The organism is Streptococcus downii (assembly GCF_004353325.1).
In the GTDB taxonomy this organism is placed as follows: domain Bacteria; phylum Bacillota; class Bacilli; order Lactobacillales; family Streptococcaceae; genus Streptococcus; species Streptococcus downii.
Window position 1 is genome coordinate 179,213 of the sequence record NZ_MZNX01000009.1, and the last position, 25,528, is coordinate 204,740.

Sequence of the window (25,528 nt, forward strand, 5' to 3'; positions counted from 1 at the left end):
ATCTAACCTTTGGGATTTAGATTATTTTTGGGAAAGTCTCTTTTATAATAAATTACGAATTTTTTCTTTTATAAATGCGTTAAGAGGATAGTGTTTATCAAGATATTCTAGGAGTGCCTGAGCAGATTCAAAAATTCGTTCGTAACCTTGCAAGAAGTGAGGCAATTGTTTGGCCTCATTTGGATAACTTTTTTCAAATCTTCTATTGCTGTTAAAAATATCTATAAAATCAGATTTAGAAGTTTTTTCCAAATTGATTAGTTCGGTCCAAAGCTTGACGGATCTGTTTTGGATGAAATCATAAGCAGCCAATTTTTCGCCTCGTTGATAGCGACCTAGTCCTATATATAGATTGCATAAAATTTCTCCCAACAGCCATTCACGGTCTCTATTTTCTTTTGATGGCAATCTTTGTGGCCGGCAGATTGTTCCATCAAAACCGACCTCCTTCCAGATAATCTTGCCTTCAGCGAAGGGAATGTTTACTAGTTCATGAGCTTCAAAGACAGCAAATTCACAAAAAACATCATCTTCAAATAGAACTTTATGTCCGTCCACTGTATTTTGGTAGTGAAATGCAATTGGTTCTAGATTACTTAACCAAGTTAGATCCTGTATATAGGCCTGCTTGTAGCCATCTTTTACAATAACAAAAAAATCCAAATCTGAGTATTGATCCAATCGGTCTCTTTCTACTCCGCAAGAACCAAGTGCCAGCAAAGCTAGTGCTTGTCTAGAATCTTTTAGAGACTGACCAATATCATCTAGTCTTTGTAACAGTAATTCTGTTTTATTCATAATCGTTACCTCATTATTTCTTGTTTACAGACATTATATAGTTAATGTTTTCGAAAGTCAATTTCATCCCATACCAAATATATACTAATGTAATATGGGATTTCTTTCGATATTTTTTACAATGATAAAGTTTAAACATTTTGCAGAGTATTGCTCATATTATCAAGAATGAAGAAATTTGAAGTATCCTTTGATTGATTAGAAAGTGATTCTTATCTTTAAAAAGATTAAATGATTTGGAAAATATTTGAGAAGAAAAAATATATCGACTTAGCCATCAATTTGCAAACGGTAAAACCTTTCCACAAACGATGAAAATACACATACGACCCGCGCAAAGAGTGGATAATTTACTAATTAGGCATGAAACAATCATTGCAAAATATACTTTTTAAATTACCCATAAAACGATGAGCTGAAGCGAGTTATTCAAAGTCATATGTATTGCTGATATTTGAAAGAGTGACCTGAGACTCAATATATAATTAGGACTGCTAAGTAAAGTTTGGATATTATATCATAAAAGAGGGAAAAGACAGATTTGAGATTTCGCAGAAACAAAAACAGCCCGATGAGGGCTGTGAGATACCAAGAAGTCTCAACTTAAATCGCAAACAAGTCATTCAAGTTCTCAGCCAAGGTTGGGTGAGTGAAGATTTGTTTTGTGAAGTAAGTGTAAGGAATCTTGTTGTCCATGGCAACAGTGATAATGTTGATGATTTCTTGAGAACCTTCTGAGAAGATAGTTGCTCCAAGAATTTCTTTTGTTTCAGTATTGACAACAGCTTTGAAGGCTCCACGAAGGTCTCCGTTTACGTGACCACGAGGCATGGCAGCAACAGGAATTTCCTTCACTGCGTATGGAAGTTTCAAATTAGCTGCTTGGCTTTCCGTCAAACCAACTTGTGAAAGTGCAGGTGTGATGAACATGGTGTTTGGCACATTGAGACGGTCTTCAAGAGTGTAGCTGCCATCTCCAGCAAGGTAGCTGTAGACAACACGGAAGTCATCAAGTGAGATGTAGGTAAATTGAGGTCCACCGTTGACGTCTCCAACTGCGAAGACACCAGGAACGTTTGTTTGACAATGTTTGTCTACTTTAATAGCACCACGTTCAGTTAGTTCAATATCTGTATTTTCAAGTTGAAGTGGTTCTACATTCGGTTTACGTCCAGTTGCGTAGAGAAGGGCATCGAAGCGGTAAGTTTCGTTTTCAGTTACGACAAGGACTTGGTCACCGTCGTTTTTGATTTCAGTAGTACGGATGTTTTGAAGCAATTCAATGCCGTCTTCTTCCATGTATTGTTTAGCAAGAGCTGCGATGGAAGGTTCTGCACGAGGAAGGAAAGTATCCAAGGCATCTAGGACGGTAACCTTGCTTCCAAGTTTGTTGTAAAGACCAGCAAATTCAAGACCGATGTTTCCGCCACCAAGGACTCCAAGTTTTTCAGGCAATTTGTCCAAGTTTTGAATACCAGTCGAGTCAAAGACATTCTTACTTGTAGCAAGTCCAGGGATTGGCAAGACGTTTGAAACAGCACCAGTGTTGATAACGATGGTTTCAGCAGTCATTTCTTGTTTTTCGTCACCAGCCTGGATCTCGATCACCTTATTTGACACGAAATGTGCCTCTGCATCAATGACATCAACGCCATTATCGGACAACATTTTATAATTCTTAGCGTTAAGACGATCAGTCACTGCACCACGCTCTTTCATGGTATCGTCAAATGACCAGCCCTTTTCAGCCACTACAATCATAGTCTTGGTTGGGATACAAGCAATATTAATGCAAGTACCACCATACATCGCTTTACTGCGCTCGATGACAGCAACTTTTTTTCCAGCCGCATTCATCTTAGCAGCCAAAGTCTTACCGGCTTTACCAAATCCAATGACAATTAAATCGTATGTTAACATTTTTAAATCCTCCTATTTGATTTAATTCTAGCATAAGAAAACACTTTTTGCACAAATCTGCTACGGGAAATGGAGTGAGTTTGAAATGCTCCCTTCAAATCCTTTGAAAAACCAGTTTCAGGCCACTTTACTGTTAGAAAATCGTTTACATGATTTTCCTAATGGATTCTACTATCTTTTGCTTCTCTCTTGTGTTATACTAGATAGGTTGCAAAGAAACTAGTACTTTTCTTTCGTGGAAAAGAAGCAACACGGTATCTCTTTTTTGTAGAAGATACGTCATGAAAAGAAAAGTATATACTAAGCGCTATAGGATGGCTTCGCACCATCTTTAGAAAGAAGAAAAACGTGAAATTTAATGAATTTAACTTGTCTGCTGATTTGCTAGCAGAGATTGAAAAAGCTGGATTTGTAGAAGCAAGTCCCATCCAAGAACAGACCATTCCATTGGCTCTTGAGGGAAAAGACGTTATCGGTCAAGCCCAGACTGGTACAGGGAAAACCGCGGCCTTTGGCTTGCCAACCCTTGAAAAGATCCGTACAGAAGCAGCAACTATTCAAGCCTTGGTCATCGCTCCAACTCGTGAACTCGCTGTTCAAAGTCAAGAAGAACTCTTCCGCTTTGGTCGTAGCAAGGGAGTGAAAGTTCGATCAGTTTACGGTGGTTCAAGCATTGAAAAACAAATTAAAGCCCTTAAATCGGGTGCCCATATCGTGGTGGGAACTCCAGGTCGCCTCTTGGACTTGATCAAACGCAAGGCTTTGAAATTGCACGATATTGAAACCCTCATCCTTGATGAAGCGGACGAAATGCTCAACATGGGCTTTCTTGAAGACATCGAAGCTATTATCTCTCGTGTCCCTGAAAGTCGTCAAACCTTACTCTTTTCAGCAACCATGCCAGATGCTATCAAACGTATCGGTGTTCAGTTTATGAAAGAACCTGAGCATGTGAAGATTGCTGCCAAAGAATTGACAACAGAGCTGGTGGACCAGTACTATATCCGTGTCAAGGAACAAGAAAAATTCGATACCATGACCCGTCTCATGGATGTAGAACAACCAGAACTTGCTATCGTATTTGGTCGTACCAAACGCCGTGTGGATGAATTGACTCGTGGACTTAAAATCCGTGGCTTCCGTGCAGAAGGCATTCACGGGGATTTGGACCAAAACAAACGTCTTCGTGTCCTTCGTGATTTTAAAAATGGCAATCTTGATGTACTGGTTGCGACAGACGTTGCTGCGCGTGGTTTGGATATCTCAGGTGTGACCCATGTCTATAACTACGATATTCCACAAGATCCTGAAAGTTACGTTCACCGTATCGGTCGTACAGGTCGTGCTGGTAAGTCAGGTCAATCTATTACCTTTGTTTCTCCAAATGAAATGGGTTACCTTCAAATCATCGAAAACTTGACTAAGAAACGCATGAAAGGCTTGAAACCAGCGACAGCAGAAGAAGCCTTCCAAGCTAAGAAACAAGTAGCGCTCAAGAAAATCGAACGAGACTTCGCAGACGAAGCAATTCGTGGGAACTTTGAGAAATTTACTAAAGACGCTCGTAAGTTGGCTGCTGAATTTAGTCCAGAAGAATTGGCTATGTATATCTTGAGCCTGACAGTCCAAGATCCAGACAGCCTACCAGAGGTTGAGATCGCGCGTGAAAAACCACTGCCATTTAAACCATCAGGTAATGGCTTTGGTGGCAAAGGTAAGGGAGGTCGAGGAGACCGTCGAGATCGTGATCGCCGTGGTAATGGTCGCCGTGATGATTTCAAGAAAGGCAGTCGTGGGAACGATCGTTTTGATAAAGACAGACGTTACCGTAATAAAGACAATAAAAAACCTCGCAACACTTCAAGCGAAAAGAAAACCGGCTTTGTTATTCGTAACAAGGGCGATAAATAAGAAAAAGCGGTTCAAAATGAATCGCTTTTTTATATAAGGAGACCGATAGTAAAAGAAGATGTATAAAAGTAAAGGAAAGGTGAGATGGGAAGGGGAACTTTAATCCATCTTCTTATAATGTTATTATATAAAAACCGGAACAGAATGTCAATAAAAAATTGCTATTTTTATAAAATATTTTTGCTTTTAAAAATTGCAATTCAATAAGCAATTTTCAGATAATTATTGAAATAAAGACTTTTCTATGTTATAATGGAAGCGATTATATGCGAGGTGAAAAATGGCACATTTATTAGAAAAAACAAGAAAAATTACATCAATTTTAAAACGCTCAGAAGAGCAAATGCAGGATGAACTTCCATACAATGCCATTACACGTCAACTAGCAGACATTATTGATTGCAATGCCTGTATTGTCAATAGCAAGGGTCGTCTTTTGGGCTACTTTATGCGCTATAAAACTAATACAGACCGTGTAGAGCAGTTTTTCCAAACCAAGACTTTCCCAGATGACTATGTTCAAGGGGCAAACATGATCTATGATACGGAGGCCAATCTTCCTGTTGAACATGATTTGACCATTTTCCCTGTAGAGAGCCGTGCGGACTTTCCAGATGGTTTGACAACCATTGCTCCCATTCATGTATCAGGGATTCGCCTAGGTTCGTTGATCATTTGGCGTAATGATAAGAAATTTGAAGATGAGGATTTGATTCTTGTTGAGATTGCGAGCACGGTTGTGGGGATTCAACTCTTGAACTTCCAACGTGAAGAAGATGAGAAGAATATTCGCCGTCGTACGGCTGTTACCATGGCGGTCAACACCCTTTCCTATTCAGAACTTCGTGCCGTATCAGCTATTTTAGCTGAATTGGATGGAAATGAAGGGCAGCTGACGGCATCAGTTATTGCAGACCGTATTGGCATTACGCGCTCAGTGATTGTCAATGCGCTTCGTAAACTGGAATCAGCGGGAATTATTGAGAGTCGTTCACTAGGAATGAAGGGAACCTATCTCAAAGTATTGATTTCAGATATCTTTGAGGAAGTGAAAAAGAGGGACTACTAATGACAAAGGCTTTAATCTCGATTGACTATACAGAGGATTTTGTAGCAGATCAGGGAAAATTGACAGCAGGTGCTCCTGCTCAAGCCATATCAGAGGCGATTGATCAGGTGACCAGACTGGCTTTTGATCGTGGATACTATGTCTTTTTTACCATTGATGCTCATGAGGAAGGGGATGATTTTCATCCTGAGAGTAAACTTTTCCCACCTCACAACATCATTGGAACTAGTGGTCGCAACTTGTATGGAGAACTAGCAGATTTTTACCAAGCCCATGCTTCTGATAGTCGTGTCTTTTGGATGGACAAGCGTCACTATTCAGCATTTTCAGGTACGGACCTAGATATCCGCTTGCGAGAACGTCGAGTTGATACAGTCATCTTAACTGGTGTTTTGACAGATATTTGTGTTCTCCATACGGCTATTGATGCTTATAATTTAGGTTATCAAATCGAGGTTGTCAAGCCTGCGGTTGCTTCCATCTGGCCAGAAAATCATCAGTTTGCTCTTGGACATTTTAAGAATACTCTGGGAGCCAAATTGTTGGATGAAAATCTTGATGAAATTAAAGAATGATTCCCTTGGAAAAATGAAAAAAATCTGAAAAAAGTGTTGACAAAGATTTTGAAAGTTGATATACTAGTAAAGTAATCGACGCGGGGATGGCGGAATTGGCAGACGCGCAGGACTAAGGATCCTGTGACCGCTTTAGGTCGTGAGGGTTCAAGTCCCTCTCTCCGCATAGGATAAGAGTTAGCTTTGGCTAGCTCTTTTTATTTTTAAAAAGAAGGCTAGAGGACGCATTTTGGATATCGGAAGGTATTGGGCATCAAGAACTATTATTTTATGAGAAAGTTTGAACCGTTTTTTTCCATTTGGTCTTGTTCAGAATTTTCTCAGACACAAGTCAGAAAATGAAGAACTTAGGAGATGGGAAAATACTAAGCTGAAAGACGGTGCCAGCATTTATAAAATGGAGTATATTTTTGATTGATAAAATGCATTCTATATGAGAAAAGTTAGCGTTCGCTAGCTTTTTTGTTTTTTTCAAAAAAATTTTTCGATTTCATAAACATTTCATATTTGGATTTTATAATAGTCTTACAAATATGGAGGTGACAAATGAATCCAATCCAAAGAGCTTGGGCTTATGTCAGCAGAAAACGACTGAGAAGTTTTATTTTATTTCTGATTTTATTTGTCCTTTTGGCAGGAATTTCAGCCTGTTTGACTCTGATGAAGTCCAACAAAACAGTAGAAAGCAATCTTTACAAATCACTCAATACATCTTTTTCTATCAAAAAGATAGAAAATGGACAGACCTTCAAATTGTCTGACCTAGCATCCGTGAGCAAGATTAAGGGACTGGAAAATGTCTCTCCTGAACTCGAAACGGTCGCAAAACTGAAAGACAAGGAAGCGGTGAGTGGTGAGCAGAGTGTCGAACGCGATGATTTGTCAGCAGCGGACAAGAACTTGGTTAGCTTAACGGCTCTTGAAGATTCATCCAAGGATGTCACCTTTACCAGTTCGGCTTTCAATCTAAAAGAAGGGCGACACCTTCAAAAAGGAGACTCTAAGAAAATCCTTATTCACGAAGAGTTGGCTAAGAAGAACGGTCTTTCGCTTCATGACAAGATTGGCTTGGATGCTGGTCAGTCCGAAGCTGGAAAAGGGCAAACAGTAGAGTTTGAGATTGTCGGCATCTTTTCTGGTAAAAAACAAGAAAAGTTCACAGGCTTGTCTTCTGACTTCAGTGAAAACCAGGTCTTTACAGACTATGAAAGCAGCCAAACGCTTCTGGGAAATAGTGAACCGCAAGTCAGTGCAGCGCGCTTCTATGTAGAAAATCCTAAGGAAATGGACGGACTCATGAAGCAGGTGGAAAACTTGGCTTTAGAAAGTCAAGGTTACCAAGTTGAGAAGGAAAACAAAGCCTTTGAACAAATCAAAGACTCAGTTGCAACCTTCCAAACCTTCCTCACCATCTTCCTTTATGGGATGTTGATAGCTGGAACAGGAGCTTTGATTTTGGTCTTGTCTCTCTGGTTGAGAGAAAGAGTCTACGAAGTGGGGATTTTACTCGCACTTGGAAAAGGCAAGAGCTCGATCTTCCTACAGTTCTGTTTAGAGGTAGTTTTGGTATCTCTTGGAGCTTTGCTTCCAGCATTTGTTGCAGGAAACGCCATCACATCCTATCTGCTCCAAACTGTACTAGCCAGTGGAGATCAGGCAACCTTACAGGACACGCTGGCCAAAGCAAGCGGTCTATCAACCAGTCTCCTATCCTTTGCAGAATCTTATATTTTTCTGCTACTGATTGGTTGCTTGTCTGTAGCCCTTTGTTTCCTATTCTTATTTAGAAAATCGCCGAAAGAAATTTTATCATCTATTAGTTAAGAAGGAGAAATCATGACTTTATTACAATTGCAAGATGTTACCTACCGTTATAAGAACACTGCTGAGGCAGTTTTATATCAGATCAAGTATAATTTTGAACCCGGAAAATTTTATAGTATCATTGGTGAGTCAGGAGCAGGGAAATCCACTCTCTTGTCCCTACTGGCTGGTCTAGATAGTCCTGTCGAAGGTTCTATCCTTTTCCAAGGAGAGGACATTCGAAATAAGGGATATTCTTACCATCGCATGCACCATATTTCCCTGGTCTTTCAAAATTATAATTTGATTGATTACCTTTCTCCGCTGGAAAATATCCGCTTGGTCAACAAAAAGGCAAGTAAGGATACCTTGCTTGAGCTTGGTTTGGATGAAAGCCAGATCAAGCGGAATGTTCTCCAGTTATCAGGTGGGCAACAGCAACGTGTAGCCATCGCTCGCAGTTTGGTATCAGAAGCTCCAGTTATTCTAGCTGATGAGCCAACAGGAAATCTGGATCCTAAAACCGCTGGAGATATTATCGAACTGCTCAAATCACTTGCCGAGAAAACAGGTAAATGTGTGATTGTCGTCACCCACAGTAAAGAAGTGGCACAAGCATCAGATATTACACTTGAGTTGAAGGATAAGAAACTGACTGAAACTCGCAATACTACAAAATAAGATGAGCTTGTTTTGATAGAATTATAAAATCAAATCTAGAAAGGGAACCTATGTTACACAACGCATTTGCCTATGTTACAAGGAAGTTTTTCAAATCGATTGTTATCTTCCTGATTATTCTCCTCATGGCGAGCTTGAGTTTGGTCGGCTTGTCGATCAAGGGAGCTACTGCCAAGGCTTCTCAGGAGACTTTTAAAAATATTACCAATAGTTTCTCCATGCAAATCAATCGTCGCGTCAATCAAGGAACGCCACGTGGTGCTGGGAATATCAAGGGTGAGGATATCAAAAAAATCACTGAAAATAAGGCCATCGAGTCTTATGTTAAACGCATCAACGCTATCGGAGATTTGACTGGATATGACCTCATCGAAACTCCAGAAACCAAGAAAAATCTCACTGCAGACCGTGCCAAACGGTTTGGCAGCAGTTTGATGATAACAGGTGTCAATGACTCCTCTAAAGAAGATAAGTTTGTCTCTGGATCATATAAGCTGGTTGAAGGTGAGCACCTAACCAACGATGACAAAGACAAGATTCTCATGCACAAGGACTTGGCAGCCAAACACGGCTGGAAAGTTGGAGATAAGGTCAAATTGGACTCTAATGTCTATGATGCAGACAATGAAAAAGGAGCCAAGGAAACAGTCGAAGTGACAATCAAGGGGCTCTTTGATGGTCACAATAAGTCAGCAGTAACCTACTCACAAGAACTCTATGAAAATACAGCTATCACAGACATTCACACAGCTGCAAAACTTTATGGATACACAGAAGACACAGCTATTTATGGGGACGCAACCTTCTTTGTAACAGCGGACAAGAACTTGGATGACGTCATGAAAGAGTTGAATGGTATCAGCGGTATCAACTGGAAGAGCTACACACTTGTGAAGAGCTCCTCTAACTACCCAGCTCTAGAGCAATCCATCTCTGGTATGTACAAGATGGCCAACCTCCTCTTCTGGGGTAGCTTGAGCTTCTCAGTTCTTCTCCTTGCACTCTTGCTTAGTCTTTGGATTAACGCTCGCCGCAAGGAAGTGGGAATTCTCCTCTCTATCGGTCTCAAGCAGGCAAGTATCTTGGGGCAATTTATCACCGAATCTATCCTGATCGCCATCCCTGCTCTCGTTTCGGCTTACTTCCTAGCCAACTACACAGCTCGAGCAATCGGAAATACTGTTCTTGCCAATGTCACTTCAGGTGTTGCCAAGCAAGCCAGCAAGGCTGCTCAAGCCTCTAATCTTGGTGGTGGTGCTGAAGTAGATGGCTTTAGTAAGACCTTGTCGAGCCTAGACATTTCCATTCAGACATCAGACTTTATCATCGTCTTTGTCCTTGCTTTGGTTCTAGTGATTCTCGTTATGGCGCTTGCCTCAAGCAATCTCCTCAGAAAACAACCAAAAGAGCTCTTGCTCGATAGCGAATAAAAAACTTGCTACCTATTCTCCCCTAAATGGGGTATAATATAGGTAGCATTTTTATTTATTTCATCTTGATAATACTCTTCGAAAATCAAATTCAAACCACGTCAGCTTCACCTTGCCGTACTCAAGTACAGCCTGCGGCTAGCTTCCTAGTTTGCTCTTTGATTTTCATTGAGTATAAGGCCTCTTCCTTTCAGGGTGAAACCGAGATGATTTACAAGAAATTTAAAGGAATGTGAAACGTTTTTCTATGAAAATTTTAATTGTAGAAGATGAGGAGATGATCCGTGAGGGGATCAGTGACTATTTGACGGATTGTGGTTATGAAACCATTGAAGCAGCAGACGGTCAGGAAGCCTTAGAAAAATTTTCCAGCTATGAAGTAGCCCTAGTTTTACTGGATATCCAGATGCCCAAGCTGAATGGCCTAGAAGTCCTAGCTGAGATTCGTAAGACCAGTCAGGTTCCTGTCTTGATGTTGACCGCCTTTCAGGATGAAGAATACAAGATGAGTGCCTTTGCTTCGCTAGCAGATGGCTATCTGGAAAAACCCTTTTCCCTCTCCCTCTTAAAAGTGAGAGTAGACGCGATTTTCAAGCGTTACTACGATACGGGACGAACCTTTTCCTATAAGAATACTAAGGTGGACTTTGAAAGCTACAGTGCAAGCCTAGCAGGAGAAGAAGTGGCTATCAATGCCAAAGAGTTGGAAATTCTGGACTATCTGGTGAAAAATGAAGGACGGGCTTTGACTCGTTCTCAGATTATCGATGCTGTCTGGAAGGCGACAGATGAAGTCCCCTTTGACCGTGTCATTGATGTCTATATCAAGGAACTGCGGAAAAAGCTGGATTTGGATTGTATCCTCACTGTGCGCAATGTTGGTTATAAATTGGAGCGAAAATGAAACGAACAGGTTTATTTACAAAGATTTTTATCTATACCTTCTCAATTTTTAGTGTTCTGGTCGTCTGTCTTCATTTAGCCATTTATTTTCTCTTTCCCTCAACTTATCTGAGTCATCGTCAGGAAACCATTGGTCAGAAAGCGACAGCCATTTCCCAGTCCCTAGAAGGAAAGGATAGGCAAAGTATCGAGCAAGTATTAGACTTGTATTCCCAGACTAGTGATATCAAGGGGGCCGTCAAGGGAGAAATGACCGAGGACAAGTTAGAAGTCAAGGACAACCTTCCTCTGGACACGGATCGCCAGACTACCTCCCTCTTTATCGAGGAGCGTGAGGTGAAAACGCAAGATGGTAGCACTATGACTCTCCAGTTTCTGTCTTCCATGGATTTGCAAAAGGAAGCAGAGCAAATCAGTCTTCAGTTTCTTCCCTATACCTTGTTGGCATCCTTTCTGATTTCTCTTTTGGTTGCTTACATCTACGCTCGAACCATTGTTGCCCCAATCTTGGAAATCAAGCGGGTGACCCGTCGGATGATGGATTTGGATGGACAAGTGCGATTGCGCGTGGATTCTAAGGATGAGATAGGTGATCTCAAGGAACAAATCAATAGCCTTTACCAGCATCTCTTGACTGTCATTGCGGACTTGCATGACAAGAATGAAGCTATTCTCCAGCTGGAGAAGATGAAGGTTGAGTTCCTACGAGGGGCTTCTCATGAATTGAAAACACCTCTGGCCAGCTTGAAAATCCTAATCGAAAATATGAAAGAAAATGTCGGCCGTTATAAGGATAGAGACCACTATCTGGGAGTTGCCTTGGGGATTGTGGACGACCTCAGTCACCACGTTCTTCAGATTCTTTCTCTTTCTTCGGTTCAGGAATTGCGAGACGAGAAAGAAGAGGTTGACCTCCTTCAGATGACACAAAGTCTGGTCAAGGATTATGCTTTGCTTGCCAAGGAGAGAGAACTTCAGGTAGACATTAGCTTAACCCATCAGCAGGCTTACATAAATCCATCTGTGATGAAGTTGATCCTATCTAATCTCATCAGTAATGCTATCAAGCACTCCACTCCAGGTGGCCTGGTCCGCATTGGAGAAAGAGAAGGAGAACTCTTTATCGAGAATAGCTGTAGTCCTGAAGAACAAGAAAAACTGGCCCAGTCTTTTTCTGAAAATGCCAGTCGCAAGGCCAAGGGTTCAGGAATGGGACTCTTTGTGGTCAAAAGTTTATTAGAACATGAGAAATTACCTTATCATTTTGAGATGCAAGATGATCGCTTGACCTTTTTCATACGTTATCCTAAAGTCGTGCAAGACTAAGGGAAAGAAAGGGTTTACATTGATTGGATTGGAAGAAATTCAATCTAAAGTATGGGAAAAACTAGCTTTTTTTATCAAAAAGTGATAAAATGAACAATGTAAATGGGATGTCCCAAAAAATATATAGGAGGCCTGACAAATGGCAATCGTTTCAGCAGAAAAATTTGTCCAAGCAGCTCGTGACAACGGTTATGCAGTTGGTGGATTTAACACAAACAACCTTGAGTGGACTCAAGCTATCTTGCGTGCAGCAGAAGCTAAAAAAGCTCCAGTTTTGATCCAAACTTCAATGGGTGCTGCTAAATACATGGGTGGTTACAAAGTTGCTCGCAACTTGATCGCTAACCTTGTTGAATCAATGGGTATCACTGTACCAGTAGCTATCCACCTTGACCACGGTCACTACGAAGATGCACTTGAGTGTATTCAAGTTGGTTATACTTCAGTTATGTTTGACGGTTCACACCTTCCAGTTGAAGAAAACCTTGAAAAAGCTCGTAAAGTTGTAGAATTTGCTCACGCAAATGGTGTATCAGTAGAAGCTGAAGTTGGAACTATCGGTGGTGAAGAAGACGGAATCATCGGTGATGGTGAATTGGCTCCAATCGAAGATGCTAAAGCAATGGTTGCAACTGGTATTGACTTCTTGGCAGCTGGTATCGGTAACATCCACGGTCCTTACCCAGCAAACTGGAAAGGTCTTCACCTTGATCACTTGCAAAAATTGACAGAAGCAGTTCCAGGCTTCCCAATCGTATTGCATGGTGGTTCAGGTATTCCTGATGACCAAATCCAAGCAGCTATCAAACTTGGTGTTGCGAAAGTTAACGTTAACACTGAATGCCAAATCGCATTCGCTAACGCAACTCGTAAATTTGCTCGTGACTACGAAGCTAACGAAGCAGAATACGACAAGAAAAAACTCTTCGACCCACGTAAATTCTTGGCTGATGGTGTAAAAGCTATCCAAGCATCAGTTGAAGAACGTATCGACGTATTCGGTTCAGAAGGTAAAGCTTAATCTAGCTGAATAATACAGATAAAACCTGCCCATTGGGTGGGTTTTTTGGTGTGGAGAAAATAAATTATTTTTCAAGTTTAGGAGGTAGAATTTAATGTGATTCTAAGAAATTTTTTAATTTATGATAAAATAATAGTATGAGTATTATTAATTGAATTCAAGTTTTTATTTAGTTAGAATATAAAAATATTCTGGTATCATTGATTTTAATTACATTGTATAGAATATTCTATAATTCATTATTTTGAAAACTTTGTTTTATTCCAGTATAGTATGTAGGTGATATAAAATGAATAAATTGGCAAACAATATTAAAAGTTTAAGATTAAGCATGGGTGAAACTCAAGAAGATTTAGCTTATGCTCTAGATTTAAATAGTAAGAGTGCTGTTGCAAATTGGGAAAGTGGTGAAAATGTTCCTTCGTCAGAAAATTTACATAGAATCTCGAATAGATATGGAGTTACAATTGATCAATTAATGAATGATGATTTAACTTCCGAGTTTTCTTTTATAAAATATTTTTGTAATGTTAATAGTGCCGATGAATTAATAAAATTATTTATGAATTTATTTCCTGTTATACTTTTAGAGTCTGAGAAATCAAATTTAAAGTTAGTTGAGGCAATTGAGTGTCAAAAGAATTTAAAAATCTGTATGATTAGAGGAGATAATCAAGAGGAATTTGATTTCTATTATGATAAAACAAGTTATATTTATATGGAACTAATTGATAAGGAGGAATCGGTTTCAGCTAATGCTAACCTTGTGAGTATGTTTCTTTTATGTGCTTTTTACAATAGAATTGGAAAGGGATGGGATGGTATTCAAGATTGTTTTGAATTTAGTAATAAAAGTTTAAGAAAAAAAGAATTAAAACGTTTTATTTCGGAGATATACTTAAGTAGAAATTTAAATAAACTCAATAAGGAACGGTCAGAGTACCATCTTTTAAATGAAACTATTTTGGAATTAATAAAGGAATTAAAATATCAAAAAAAATTAATTCAATTAAGTGATTATTTCATGTGTTTACGTTACTTTTTAGGTTTAGTTGATAATAATCTTAATAATGCTATTAATCAACAAATAGGATTTGCTATCTTGAACGATTTATCTTTAATGAAAAATAAATATGTGGGGCGTATATATAATTATTTAGATGAACTGAAGAAAGTTCAGTAGAAGTGAACGACAAATTTTGTTTGATAAGATATAATTAAAAAATAAAAATTAAGGAGCTTAATGATGAATTTTATAATTATTTGTATTATGATATTGGTTTGTATATTGTTATTATCGATTATAAAACTAGAATATCTTAAAAGACTGTTAACTAGGTATATTGTAGATAATAGAAGTAGTGAGTTATCCTTTATAGAATCTAGTGACTTCAGTGTTTTAGAATGTGCAAAAATACTAAACAAAAAATACAAAATTGGACTGATTAACTCCTATATTGTAGTTAATTCAATAAAAATCAGATAAAATTGAAATAAAAAAGTGGGAAAGAAATGAAAATTAATACGCGAAGAATCAAAGATCAAGCAAATAGTGCATTAAACATTACCATGAAAGTATCAAAATCTGTTGGCAAAAGTATGTCAAAAGGTGGGAGGGAATGTCTAAATTTTGTTGTAAACAATCCTGAATTTATATTAATTATTTTAAGTTTGATAACTAACAAGAATAGCCTTAATCAAAGACGGATTAATGAATTGGAAGATACAGAGCAAGACAGATCACTAGATGATTCAACCTTTTCTGAACTGCTACAAGAAGAACAAGCTATTAATCATTTTTATCCTGATGAAAGAAAATCTCCTTGTGTACATTTATATCATCTAGGCGAAAATACTTTTGTAAGAGGAGGAACAGAACTAGAAAAAGAGGAATTCCGTAAAGAGAATAACTTGTAGTTTTACACTCTATATTTGATTGAAACATAATTTAAAAAGGACAAAGAGAGGTAATTATATGTCAAAATTATATACATGTGAAGAATGTGGTGGAGAGTTCACTAAGAGAGAGCTTAATTGGGATGGTAGCGATCATATTGATGGAGTTTACTATTGCAAAGACTGCTTTCATTTTTTAGAACAATGTGGGATTGATGCGATGGATCCTGATGGATTTGGATATGATGAGTATGGCAATTGGGATCAAGAACGTTTAGGTTTTTAGATTTTTGTGAGTTTTACTTTACTGTATTAGATATATTTTTAATTAATTTAATCAACCAACCTGCTCTAAGTGCAGGTTTTTGTGTGTTCTAAGGAAACGATTAAACCAGAATTTTTGATTAAAACTATTATTTTAAGAGTAAAATCTCTAATTTCATAATCTTCAGGCAAACGCTTGCATTCCGTTTTTTATTGGGCTATAATAGGTTGGTATAAAGCCTTCTGTAGTAATAAAATGTAGAAGTTGTAGAAAGTAAGGATTTAGATATTTGTAGTTAAAAATACAATGTTGCTATTCCTTGCTATAGGGAGAGATTTATGGCAATGATAGAAGTGGAACATCTTCAGAAAAATTTTGTGAAGACAGTCAAGGAACCGGGATTGAAAGGGGCTTTGCGCTCTTTTATTCATCCTGAAAAGCAGACCTTTGAAGCGGTCAAGGATTTGACTTTTGAAGTTCCAAAAGGGCAGATTTTAGGATTTATCGGGGCCAATGGTGCTGGGAAGTCGACAACCATCAAAATGCTGACTGGGATTTTGAAACCGACATCTGGTTTTTGTCGGATTAACGGCAAGATTCCGCAAGACAATCGCCAAGATTATGTCAAGGATATTGGAGTGGTCTTTGGGCAACGTACCCAGCTATGGTGGGATTTGGCTCTGCAAGAGACTTACACGGTTTTGAAAGAGATATACGATGTGCCAGATTCGCTCTTCCACAAGAGAATGGATTTTTTAAATGAAGTCTTGGATTTGAAGGATTTTATCAAGGACCCCGTGCGAACTCTTTCACTTGGGCAACGGATGCGTGCGGACATTGCGGCTTCCTTGCTCCACAATCCTAAGGTTCTCTTTTTAGATGAGCCGACCATTGGTTTGGATGTGTCGGTCAAGGATAACATTCGTCGGGCCATTACTCAGATCAATCAGGAAGAAGAAACAACCATCCTCTTGACCACTCACGACCTGAGCGACATTGAGCAGCTCTGTGATCGGATTTTTATGATTGACAAGGGGCAGGAGATTTTTGATGGAACGGTTAGCCAACTCAAGGAGACCTTTGGCAAGATGAAGACTCTTTCTTTTGAACTGGTACCAGGTCAAAGTCATCTCGTTTCTCACTATGAAGGTTTTTCGGATATGACCATTGATAGACAAGGAAATAGCCTCAATATTGAATTTGATAGTTCCCGCTACCAGTCGGCTGATATTATCAAGCAAACCTTGTCTGATTTTGAGATTCGCGATTTGAAGATGATGGATACGGATATTGAGGATATTATCCGTCGCTTCTACCGAAAGGAGCTCTAAGATGGTCAAATTGTGGAGACGTTATAAACCCTTTATCAATGCAGGGATTCAGGAGTTGATTACTTATCGAGTCAACTTTATTCTCTATCGGATTGGCGATGTCATGGGGGCTTTTGTGGCCTTTTATCTCTGGAAGGCAGTCTTTGATTCGTCGCAAGAGTCTTTGATTCAGGGATTCAGTATGGCAGATATCACCCTCTACATCATCATGAGTTTTGTGACCAATCTTTTGACTAGGTCGGATTCTTCTTTTATGATTGGTGAGGAGGTCAAGGATGGCTCTATTATCATGCGCTTACTGAGACCGGTGCATTTTGCGGCCTCTTATCTTTTTACAGAGCTAGGTTCCAAGTGGTTGATTTTTATCTCTGTTGGACTTCCATTTTTAAGTGTTATTGTGTTGATGAAAATCTTATCTGGGCAAGGTATTGTAGAAGTGCTGGGACTAACTACCCTTTATCTATTTAGCTTGACGCTCGCCTACCTGATTAACTTTTTCTTTAATATCTGCTTTGGATTTTCAGCCTTTGTGTTTAAAAATCTATGGGGTTCCAATCTACTCAAGACTTCTATAGTGGCCTTTATGTCTGGAAGTCTGATTCCCTTGGCTTTCTTTCCAAAGATTGTTTCTGATATCTTGTCCTTCTTGCCTTTTTCATCCTTGATTTATACTCCAGTCATGATTATCGTTGGGAAATACGATGCCAGTCAAATTCTTCAAGCGCTTTTGCTACAGTTTTTCTGGCTCTTAGTGATGGTGGGCTTGTCTCAGTTGATTTGGAAACGGGTTCAGTCATTCATCACCATTCAAGGAGGTTAGTATGAAAAAATATCAACGCATGCATCTGATTTTTATCAGACAATACATCAAACAAATCATGGAATACAAGGTTGATTTTGTGGTTGGTGTTTTAGGTGTTTTCCTGACCCAAGGCTTGAACCTCTTGTTTCTCAATGTCATCTTTCAACATATTCCATCCCTAGAAGGCTGGACTTTTCAAGAGATAGCTTTTATTTATGGTTTTTCCTTGATTCCCAAGGGTCTGGACCATCTCTTTTTTGACAATCTCTGGGCACTGGGGCAACGATTGGTGAGAAAGGGAGAGTTTGATAAGTATCTGACTCGTCCTATCAATCCTCTTTTTCACATTCTGGTTGAGACCTTTCAGATTGATGCCTTGGGTGAACTTTTGGTCGGTGGCATTTTACTAGGGACAACAGTATCAAGTATTGCTTGGACTCTTCCAAAATTCCTGATTTTTCTAGTCTGCATTCCTTTTGCGACCTTGATCTATACTTCCTTGAAAATCGCGACTGCCAGCATCGCTTTTTGGACCAAGCAGTCAGGTGCCATGATTTATATTTTCTATATGTTTAATGATTTTGCCAAGTATCCGATTTCCATTTACAATTCGCTTCTTCGTTGGTTGATTAGCTTTATCGTGCCTTTCGCCTTTACGGCCTACTATCCTGCCAGCTATTTCTTGCAGGACAAAGACGGGCTCTTTAACATCGGTGGTTTGATGTTGATTTCCCTTGTTTTCTTTGTTATTTCTTTAAAACTCTGGGACAGGGGCTTGGACGCTTACGAAAGTGCGGGTTCGTAAGATATAAAATAGGATGAGATTTAAACATTAAATATGTTACAAACAACCGTTGAAAATTATAGCGGTTGTTTTTGCATGTTTATTAAGGCATAAATTCTATCCATACCCCTTTTTGCGATTTTGGTAATTATTCCAGTTGATTGCTACTATTTTTGATGGGAGGAATGAGTTTATATTGTACCCAGTTAACTATAATATTTATTGACTAATCTATTTGTTAACATGGATTAAAAAAAAAATTAACCTGGGTTAATTTTTCTTGACTTAAATTTTTTTAATTGATATACTATTTTTCAGAGAGCTAACAATTATATATAAATGTACTACTCTATCCCACTAGATAATACGTCATAAAACTTTTTATAACAAAGGCTAGCAAAGTTAAAGTTTTCTATCTATTGGGTTTAAAATAAAAAATGAAGGAATTATAATGAAAAAAAGTACGGTATTGTCATTAACTACTGCTGCAGTTATTTTAGCAGCATATGCCCCCAATGAGGTAATTTTAGCAGATGCACCTAGTTCTGAAGATGCTTTAAGAATTTCTGATAAAGAAAAAGTAGTAGCAGATGCACCTAGTTCTGAAGATGCTTTAAAAATTTCTGGTAAAGAAAAAGTAGTAGCAGATAAAGAAACAGAAAACAATGAACAATCTGAAGATATTCATAATGTTATAGAAACTTCAAAGGATACTGAGGAGAAGAAGACAACAGTTATTGAGGAAAAAGAAGTTGTTAGTAGAAAGCCTAAGATAGACAAAAAAACTAGTAACGAAGGAGCAAGTATCAAAGAAGACTCCAATCAATCCAAAGGAGATGATGCGAACTCATTTGTAAATAAAGATACAGAAAATCCTAAAAAAGAAGATAAACTTGTCTATATTGCTGAATTTAAAGATAAAGAATCTGGAGAAAAAGTAATTAAGGAACTATCCAATCTTGAGGATACAAAAGTTTTATATACCTATAATACGATTTTTAATGGCGCTGCCATTGAAACAACTCCAGATAATTTGGACAAAATTAAACAAATGGAAGGTGTTTCGTCGGTTGAACGATCACAAAAAGTCCAACCAATGATGAATCATGCCAGAAAGGAAATTGGAGTTGAGGAAGCTATTGATTACCTAAAGTCTATTAATGCTCCATTTGGGAAAAATTTTGATGGTAGAGGTATGGTCATTTCAAATATCGATACTGGAACAGATTATAGGCATAAGGCTATGAGGATCGATGATGATGCCAAAGACTCAATGAAATTTAAAAAAGAAGATTTAAAAGGCACTGATAAAAATTATTGGTTGAGTGATAAAATCCCTCATGCGTTCAATTATTATAATGGTGGTAAAATCACTGTAGAGAAATATGATGATGGTAGGGATTATTTTGACCCACATGGGATGCATATTGCAGGGATTCTTGCTGGAAATGATACTGAAAAAGATATCAAGAACTTTAATGGCATAGATGGAATTGCGCCTAATGCACAAATTTTCTCTTATAAAATGTACTCTGACGCAGGATCTGGGTTCGCGGGTGATGAAACAATGTTTCATGCTATTGAAGATTCGATCAAACACAATGTCGATGTTGTTTCGGTATCATCTGGCTTTACGGGAACAGGTCTTGTAGGCGAGAAATATTGGGAGGCTATTAGAGCATTAAGAAAAGCTGGAATCCCAATGGTTGTTGCTACAGGTAATTTTGCGACTTCTGCTTCAAGTTCTTCTTGGGATTTAGTAGCGAATAATAATCTGAAAATGACAGATACTGGAAATGTAACACGAACTGCCGCACATGAAGATGCGATAGCGGTCGCTTCTGCTAAAAATCAAACCATTGAGTTTGATAAGGTTAACATTGGAGGACAAAGTTTTAAATACAGAAATATAGGAGCTTTTTTCGATAAAAATAAAATCCTAACAAATGAGGATGGGTCAAAAACTCCAAATAAATTAAAATTTGTATATATAGGCAAAGGTCAAGACAAAGATTTGATAGGCTTGGATCTTAAGGGCAAAATTGCAGTAATGGATAGAATTTATACCAAGGATTTAAAAGATGCTTTTAAAAGAGCAACGGATAAAGGCGCACGTGCCATTATGGTTGTAAATACTGTAAATTACTACAATAGAGATAATTGGACAGACCTTCCAGCTATGGGATATGAAGCGGATGAAGGGACTACTAGTCAAGTATTTTCAATTTCAGGAGATGATGGTGTAAAATTATGGAACATGATTAACCCTGATAAAAAAACTGAAGTCAAAAGAAATAATAAGGAAGATTTTAAAGATAACTTAGAACAATACTATCCAATTGATATGGAAAGCTATAATTCTAATAAACCGAATGTAGGTGATGAAAAAGAAATTGACTTTAAATTTGCAGCTGACACAGACAAAGAACTTTATAAAGAAGATATTATAGTCCCAGCAGGGTCTACATCTTGGGGGCCAAGAACAGACTTGCTTTTAAAACCGGATGTTTCAGCACCTGGTAAAAATATTAAATCCACTCTAAATGTTATCAATGGTAAATCCACTTATGGTTATATGTCAGGAACTAGTATGGCAACTCCAATCGTAGCAGCTTCTACTGTTTTGATTCGACCAAAATTAAAGGAATTGCTTGAAAGACCTGTCTTGAAAAATCTTAAGGGAGATGACAAAATAGACCTTACAAGTCTTACAAAAATAGCTCTACAAAATACTGCAAGACCTATGATGGATGCAACCTCTTGGAAAGAAAAGAGTCAATACTTTGCATCACCTAGACAGCAGGGAGCGGGGCTAATTAATGTTGCCAACGCTTTGAGAAATGAAGTTGTAGCAACTTTCAAAAATACAGATTCTAAAGGTTTGGTAAATTCATATGGTTCCATTTCTCTTAAAGAAATAAAAGGTGATAAAAAATACTTTACAATTAAGCTTCACAATACCTCAAACAGACCTTTAACCTTTAAAGTTTCTGCATCAACTGTAACTACAGATGCTCTAACTGATAGGCTAAAACTCGATGAAACATATAAAGATGAAAAATCTCCGGACGGGAAGCAAATTGTTCCAGAAATTCACCCAGAAAAAGTCAAAGGAGCAAATATCACATTTGAGCATGATACTTTCACTATAGGTCCAAATTCCAGCTTTGATTTAAATGCGGTTATAAATGTTGGAGAAGCTAAAAACAAAAATAAATTTGTAGAATCATTTATTCATTTTGAGTCAGTGGAAGAAATGGAAGCTCTAAACTCCAACGGTAAGAAAAGAAACTTCCAACCTTCTTTGTCGATGCCTCTAATGGGATTTGCTGGGAATTGGAACCACGAACCAATCCTTGATAAATGGGCCTGGGAAGAAGGATCAAAATCAAAAGCAATGGAAGGTTATGATGATGATGGTAAACCAAAAATTCCAGGTACCTTAAATAAGGGGATTGGTGGAGAACATGGTATAGATAAATTTAATCCAGCAGGAGTTATCCAAAATAGAAAAGATAAAAATACAACATCCCTAGATCAAAATCCAGAATTATTTGCTTTCAATAACGAAGGAATCAACGCACCTTCATCAAGTGGCTCTAATATTGCTAAAATCTATCCTTTAGATTCAAATGGAAATCCTCAAGATGCTCAACTTGAGAGAGGATTAACGCCTTCTCCACTTGTATTAAGAAGTGCAGAAGAAGGGGTGATTTCAATAGTAAATACAAATAAAGAAGGAGAAAATCAAAAAGACTTAAAAGTCATTTCGAGAGAACACTTTATTAAAGGAATTTTAAACTCTAAAAGAAATGATGCAAAGGGCATTAAATCTTCTAAGCTAAAAGTTTGGGGTGACTTGAAATGGGATGGACTCATTTATAACCCTAGAGGTAGAGAAGAAAATGCCCCAGAAAGTAATGACAAAAAAGATCCTGCTACTAAGATACGAGGACAATTTGAACCGATTGCGGAAGGCCAATATTTCTATAAATTTAAATATAGATTAACCAAGGATTACCCATGGCAGGTTTCCTATATTCCTGTAAAAATTGATAACACCCCTCCAAAGATTGTTTCAATTGATTTTTCAAACCCTGGAAAAATTAAGTTAATTACAAAGGATACTTATCACAAGGTCAAAGAGCAATATAAGAATGAAACGCTATTTGCGAGAGATCAAAAAGAACATCCTGAAAAATTTGACGAGATTGCCAACGAAGTTTGGTATGCTGGGGCCGCTCTTGTTAATGAAGATGGAGAGGTTGAGAAAAATCTTGAAGTCACTTATGCAGGTGAGGGTCAAGGACGAAATAGAAAACTTGACAAAGACGGAAATACCATTTATGAAATTAAAGGTGCAGGAGATTTAAGAGGAAAAATCATTGAAGTGATTGCATTAGACGGTTCTAGCAATTTCACAAAGATTCATAGAATTAAATTTGCTGATCATGCTGATAAAAATGGGATGATTTCCTATTATCTAGTAGATCCTGATCAAGATTCATCTAAATACCAAAAGCTTGGCGAGATTTCCGAATCTAAATTTAAAAATTTAGAAAATAGAAAAGAGGATAGTCTTAAAAAAGATACAACTGAAGTAGAACATCATCAAGAAAATGAAGAGGCTACCGAAGAAAAATCTAGCTTGACTATTCATAAAACAATTTCAACAATTAGAGACTTTGAAAGCAAAGATTTAAAGAAACTCATTAAAAAGAAATTTAGAGAAGTTGATGACTTTACAAGTGAAACTGGTAAGAGAATAGAGGAATACGATTATAAATACGATGATAAGGGAAATATCATTGCTTATGACGATGGTAGTGCCTTAGAATATGAAACTGAAAAACTTGATGAAATCAAATCAAAAATTTATGGCATTCTAAACCCATCTAAAGATGGACACTTTGAAATTCTTGGAAAGATCAGTAATGTTTCTAAAAATGCCAAGGTATACTATGGAAATAACTATAAATCGATAGAAATCAAAACGACCAAGTATGATTCCCATTCAAAAACGATGACATTTGATTTATACGCTAATATTAATGATATTGTGGATGGATTAGCTTTTGCAGGAGATATGAGGTTTTTTGTCAAAGATGATGGTCAGATAAAAGCTGAAACTAAAATTAGAATGCCTGAAAAAAATAAGGAAACTAAAGCAGAATATCCGTATGCATCAAGTTATGGGAATGTAATAGAATTAGGAGAAGGAGATCTTTCAAAAAATAAACCAAATAATTTAACGGACATGGAATCTGGTAAAATCTATTCTGATTCAGAAAAACAACAATATCTATTAAAGGATAACATCATTCTGAGAAAAGGCTATGCACTAAAAGTGACTACCTATAATCCTGGAAAAACGGATATGTTAGAAGGGAATGGAGTCTATAACAAGGAAGATATAGCAAAAATCCAAAAGGCCAATCCTAATCTAAGAGTTTTATCAGAAACAACAATTTATGCTGATAGTAGAAATGTTGAAGATGGAAGAAGTACTCAATCAGTATTAATGTCGGCTTTGGACGGCTTTAACATTGTAAGGTATCAAGTGTTTACATTTAAAATGAATGATAAAGGGGAGGCAATCGATAACGATGGAAATCTTGTGACAGATCCTTCTAAACTTGTATTATTTGGTAAGGATGGTAAAGAGTACACAGGAGAGGATAAGTCCAATGTAGAAGCTATAAAAGAAGATGGCTCTACGTTATTTATTGATGCAAAACCAGTAAATCTTTCAATGGACAAGAACTACTTTAATCCATCTAAAACTAATAAAATTTATGTACGAAATCCAGAATTTTATTTAAGAGGTAAGATTTCTGATAAGGGTGGTTTTAACTGGGAGTTGAGAGTTAATGAATCGGTTGTAGATAATTATTTAATCTACGGAGATTTACACATTGATAACACTAGAGATTTTAACATTAAGCTTAATGTTAAAGACGGTGACATCATGGACTGGGGGATGAAAGACTATAAAGCAAACGGATTCCCAGATAAGGTAACAGATATGGATGGAAATGTTTATCTTCAAACTGGCTATAGCGATTTGAATGCGAAAGCGGTTGGAGTACATTATCAATTTTTATATGATAATGTCAAACCAGAAGTAAAGATTGATCCAAAAGGAAATACTAGTATCGAATATGCTAATGGAAAATCTGTAGTCTTTAACATCAATGATAAAAGAAATAATGGATTCGATGGTGAGATTCAAGAACAACATATTTATGTTAATGGAAAAGAATACAAATCATTTGATGATATTAAACAACTAACAGATAAGATACTAAACATTAAGATTGTTGTAAAAGATTTCGCAAGAAATACAACCGTAAAAGAATTCATTTTAAACAAAGATACGGGAGAGGTAAGCGAATTAAAACCTCATACGGTGACTGTGACAATTCAAAATGGAAAAGAAATGAGTTCAACGATAGTGTCGGAAGAAGATTTTATGTTACCTGTCTATATGGGTGAATTAGAAAAAGGATACCAATTTGATGGTTGGGAAATTTCTGGTTTCGAAGGGAAAAAAGACGCTGGCTATGTTCTTAATCTATCAAAAGATACCTTTATAAAACCTGTATTCAAGAAAATAGAGGAGAAAAAGGAGGAGGAAAATAAACCTACTTTTGATGTATCGAAAAAGAAAGAAAAAACACAATCTAATTCAACTAATGATGTCAACAGTATTGTTTCTGATGAAAATGATAAAAACTTTGAAATTAACAAGAACATTTATCTAAATGAACAAGGAAACTTAACTAATAAAAATACCAACATCAATAGTAAATCAACTAGTAACAATCCTAATGAGTTGCCAAAAACCGGAACAGCAAGCGGAGCCCAGACACTATTAGCTGCCGGAATCATGTTTATAGTAGGAGCTTTTCTTGGATTGAAGAGAAAAAATAAAGATTAAGACAAAAGCTATAGAAAAAATGGTTTATGTACTGAGATTAGATAGTGAGGTGATGACATAGTTTTGTGAAAGT

General features: G+C 37.4%; 18 protein-coding genes and 1 tRNA gene. 17 read left to right on the forward strand and 2 right to left on the reverse strand.

Translation table 11 applies throughout. The features are described 5' to 3' along the window. Positions 1 to 42: 42 nt before the first annotated feature. Both E2R31_RS07085 and E2R31_RS07090 read right to left on the reverse strand, forming a co-directional pair. Positions 43 to 798, reverse strand: coding sequence for a hypothetical protein (locus E2R31_RS07085; protein WP_132973660.1), 756 nt, complete (start codon positions 796 to 798; stop codon positions 43 to 45). A gap of 603 nt (positions 799 to 1,401) precedes the next feature. Further along, positions 1,402 to 2,718 (reverse strand): FAD-containing oxidoreductase, encoded by a 1,317-nt coding sequence (locus tag E2R31_RS07090; RefSeq protein ID WP_132973662.1) that lies wholly within the window; start codon positions 2,716 to 2,718, stop codon positions 1,402 to 1,404. 348 nt (positions 2,719 to 3,066) lie between these two features. On the opposite strand from E2R31_RS07090, the gene cshA reads away from it, so the two are divergent. The 17 genes from cshA (at position 3,067) to E2R31_RS07190 (ending at position 25,455) form a co-directional block, all read left to right on the forward strand. Continuing rightward, positions 3,067 to 4,629 (forward strand): degradosome RNA helicase CshA, encoded by a 1,563-nt coding sequence (gene cshA / locus E2R31_RS07095; protein ID WP_132973664.1) that lies wholly within the window; start codon positions 3,067 to 3,069, stop codon positions 4,627 to 4,629. Positions 4,630 to 4,909: 280 nt separating this feature from the next. Then, on the forward strand, positions 4,910 to 5,698 hold the full coding sequence (codY, locus tag E2R31_RS07100; protein ID WP_125394844.1) for a GTP-sensing pleiotropic transcriptional regulator CodY: 789 nt from the start codon (positions 4,910 to 4,912) through the stop codon (positions 5,696 to 5,698). Further along, positions 5,698 to 6,273 (forward strand): cysteine hydrolase family protein, encoded by a 576-nt coding sequence (locus E2R31_RS07105; RefSeq protein WP_132973666.1) that lies wholly within the window; start codon positions 5,698 to 5,700, stop codon positions 6,271 to 6,273. The genes codY and E2R31_RS07105 overlap by 1 nt, the downstream gene beginning before the upstream one ends. An 80-nt stretch (positions 6,274 to 6,353) precedes the next feature. After that, a tRNA-Leu gene (locus E2R31_RS07110) sits at positions 6,354 to 6,439 on the forward strand. A gap of 380 nt (positions 6,440 to 6,819) precedes the next feature. Next, entirely contained in the window at positions 6,820 to 8,097 is a 1,278-nt protein-coding gene (locus tag E2R31_RS07115; RefSeq protein ID WP_132973668.1) for an ABC transporter permease, read from the forward strand. Between the two features lie 12 nt (positions 8,098 to 8,109). Next, positions 8,110 to 8,757, forward strand: coding sequence for an ABC transporter ATP-binding subunit Vex2 (vex2, locus tag E2R31_RS07120; protein WP_000173735.1), 648 nt, complete (start codon positions 8,110 to 8,112; stop codon positions 8,755 to 8,757). Between the two features lie 50 nt (positions 8,758 to 8,807). Continuing rightward, the gene (vex3, locus tag E2R31_RS07125; protein ID WP_132973670.1) at positions 8,808 to 10,187 is read left to right on the forward strand and encodes an ABC transporter permease subunit Vex3; all 1,380 of its coding nucleotides are present in this window, start codon (positions 8,808 to 8,810) and stop codon (positions 10,185 to 10,187) included. A 247-nt stretch (positions 10,188 to 10,434) separates the two neighbouring features. Continuing rightward, positions 10,435 to 11,091 carry a response regulator transcription factor VncR gene (vncR, locus tag E2R31_RS07135; RefSeq protein ID WP_132973672.1) on the forward strand — a complete coding sequence of 219 codons (657 nt, stop codon included), beginning with the start codon at positions 10,435 to 10,437 and terminating at the stop codon, positions 11,089 to 11,091. After that, a complete protein-coding gene (gene vncS, locus E2R31_RS07140; protein WP_132973674.1) occupies positions 11,088 to 12,416 on the forward strand; it encodes a sensor histidine kinase VncS in 1,329 nt (442 codons plus the stop codon). The genes vncR and vncS overlap by 4 nt, the downstream gene beginning before the upstream one ends. 139 nt (positions 12,417 to 12,555) lie before the next feature. Next, positions 12,556 to 13,437 carry a class II fructose-bisphosphate aldolase gene (locus E2R31_RS07145; protein ID WP_001019005.1) on the forward strand — a complete coding sequence of 294 codons (882 nt, stop codon included), beginning with the start codon at positions 12,556 to 12,558 and terminating at the stop codon, positions 13,435 to 13,437. Between the two features lie 289 nt (positions 13,438 to 13,726). Then, positions 13,727 to 14,620, forward strand: coding sequence for a helix-turn-helix domain-containing protein (locus E2R31_RS07150; RefSeq protein ID WP_132973676.1), 894 nt, complete (start codon positions 13,727 to 13,729; stop codon positions 14,618 to 14,620). 329 nt (positions 14,621 to 14,949) lie between these two features. Then, the gene (locus E2R31_RS07160; protein ID WP_000700897.1) at positions 14,950 to 15,354 is read left to right on the forward strand and encodes a hypothetical protein; all 405 of its coding nucleotides are present in this window, start codon (positions 14,950 to 14,952) and stop codon (positions 15,352 to 15,354) included. 58 nt (positions 15,355 to 15,412) lie between these two features. Then, on the forward strand, positions 15,413 to 15,619 hold the full coding sequence (locus tag E2R31_RS07165) for a hypothetical protein (RefSeq protein ID WP_132973678.1): 207 nt from the start codon (positions 15,413 to 15,415) through the stop codon (positions 15,617 to 15,619). Between the two features lie 317 nt (positions 15,620 to 15,936). Further along, positions 15,937 to 16,929 carry an ABC transporter ATP-binding protein gene (locus E2R31_RS07175; protein WP_132973680.1) on the forward strand — a complete coding sequence of 331 codons (993 nt, stop codon included), beginning with the start codon at positions 15,937 to 15,939 and terminating at the stop codon, positions 16,927 to 16,929. Position 16,930: 1 nt separating this feature from the next. Continuing rightward, the gene (locus E2R31_RS07180; RefSeq protein ID WP_132973682.1) at positions 16,931 to 17,749 is read left to right on the forward strand and encodes an ABC transporter permease; all 819 of its coding nucleotides are present in this window, start codon (positions 16,931 to 16,933) and stop codon (positions 17,747 to 17,749) included. Position 17,750: 1 nt separating this feature from the next. Then, positions 17,751 to 18,536, forward strand: a complete 786-nt coding sequence (locus E2R31_RS07185; protein ID WP_132973684.1) for an ABC transporter permease — start codon at positions 17,751 to 17,753, stop codon at positions 18,534 to 18,536. 430 nt (positions 18,537 to 18,966) lie between these two features. Beyond that, positions 18,967 to 25,455, forward strand: a complete 6,489-nt coding sequence (locus E2R31_RS07190; protein WP_132973686.1) for a S8 family peptidase — start codon at positions 18,967 to 18,969, stop codon at positions 25,453 to 25,455. Positions 25,456 to 25,528 lie beyond the last annotated feature (73 nt).

What these genes read in the sequence shown, in the direction of transcription:
- E2R31_RS07085 (WP_132973660.1), bottom strand. Translation starts at nt 798, where the DNA reads ATGAATAAAACAGAATTACTGTTACAAAGACTAGATGATATTGGTCAG.
- E2R31_RS07090 (WP_132973662.1), bottom strand. Translation starts at nt 2,718, where the DNA reads ATGTTAACATACGATTTAATTGTCATTGGATTTGGTAAAGCCGGTAAG.
- codY (WP_125394844.1), top strand. Translation starts at nt 4,910, where the DNA reads ATGGCACATTTATTAGAAAAAACAAGAAAAATTACATCAATTTTAAAA.
- E2R31_RS07105 (WP_132973666.1), top strand. Translation starts at nt 5,698, where the DNA reads ATGACAAAGGCTTTAATCTCGATTGACTATACAGAGGATTTTGTAGCA.
- E2R31_RS07115 (WP_132973668.1), top strand. Translation starts at nt 6,820, where the DNA reads ATGAATCCAATCCAAAGAGCTTGGGCTTATGTCAGCAGAAAACGACTG.
- vex2 (WP_000173735.1), top strand. Translation starts at nt 8,110, where the DNA reads ATGACTTTATTACAATTGCAAGATGTTACCTACCGTTATAAGAACACT.
- vex3 (WP_132973670.1), top strand. Translation starts at nt 8,808, where the DNA reads ATGTTACACAACGCATTTGCCTATGTTACAAGGAAGTTTTTCAAATCG.
- vncR (WP_132973672.1), top strand. Translation starts at nt 10,435, where the DNA reads ATGAAAATTTTAATTGTAGAAGATGAGGAGATGATCCGTGAGGGGATC.
- vncS (WP_132973674.1), top strand. Translation starts at nt 11,088, where the DNA reads ATGAAACGAACAGGTTTATTTACAAAGATTTTTATCTATACCTTCTCA.
- E2R31_RS07145 (WP_001019005.1), top strand. Translation starts at nt 12,556, where the DNA reads ATGGCAATCGTTTCAGCAGAAAAATTTGTCCAAGCAGCTCGTGACAAC.
- E2R31_RS07150 (WP_132973676.1), top strand. Translation starts at nt 13,727, where the DNA reads ATGAATAAATTGGCAAACAATATTAAAAGTTTAAGATTAAGCATGGGT.
- E2R31_RS07160 (WP_000700897.1), top strand. Translation starts at nt 14,950, where the DNA reads ATGAAAATTAATACGCGAAGAATCAAAGATCAAGCAAATAGTGCATTA.
- E2R31_RS07165 (WP_132973678.1), top strand. Translation starts at nt 15,413, where the DNA reads ATGTCAAAATTATATACATGTGAAGAATGTGGTGGAGAGTTCACTAAG.
- E2R31_RS07175 (WP_132973680.1), top strand. Translation starts at nt 15,937, where the DNA reads ATGGCAATGATAGAAGTGGAACATCTTCAGAAAAATTTTGTGAAGACA.
- E2R31_RS07180 (WP_132973682.1), top strand. Translation starts at nt 16,931, where the DNA reads ATGGTCAAATTGTGGAGACGTTATAAACCCTTTATCAATGCAGGGATT.
- E2R31_RS07185 (WP_132973684.1), top strand. Translation starts at nt 17,751, where the DNA reads ATGAAAAAATATCAACGCATGCATCTGATTTTTATCAGACAATACATC.
- E2R31_RS07190 (WP_132973686.1), top strand. Translation starts at nt 18,967, where the DNA reads ATGAAAAAAAGTACGGTATTGTCATTAACTACTGCTGCAGTTATTTTA.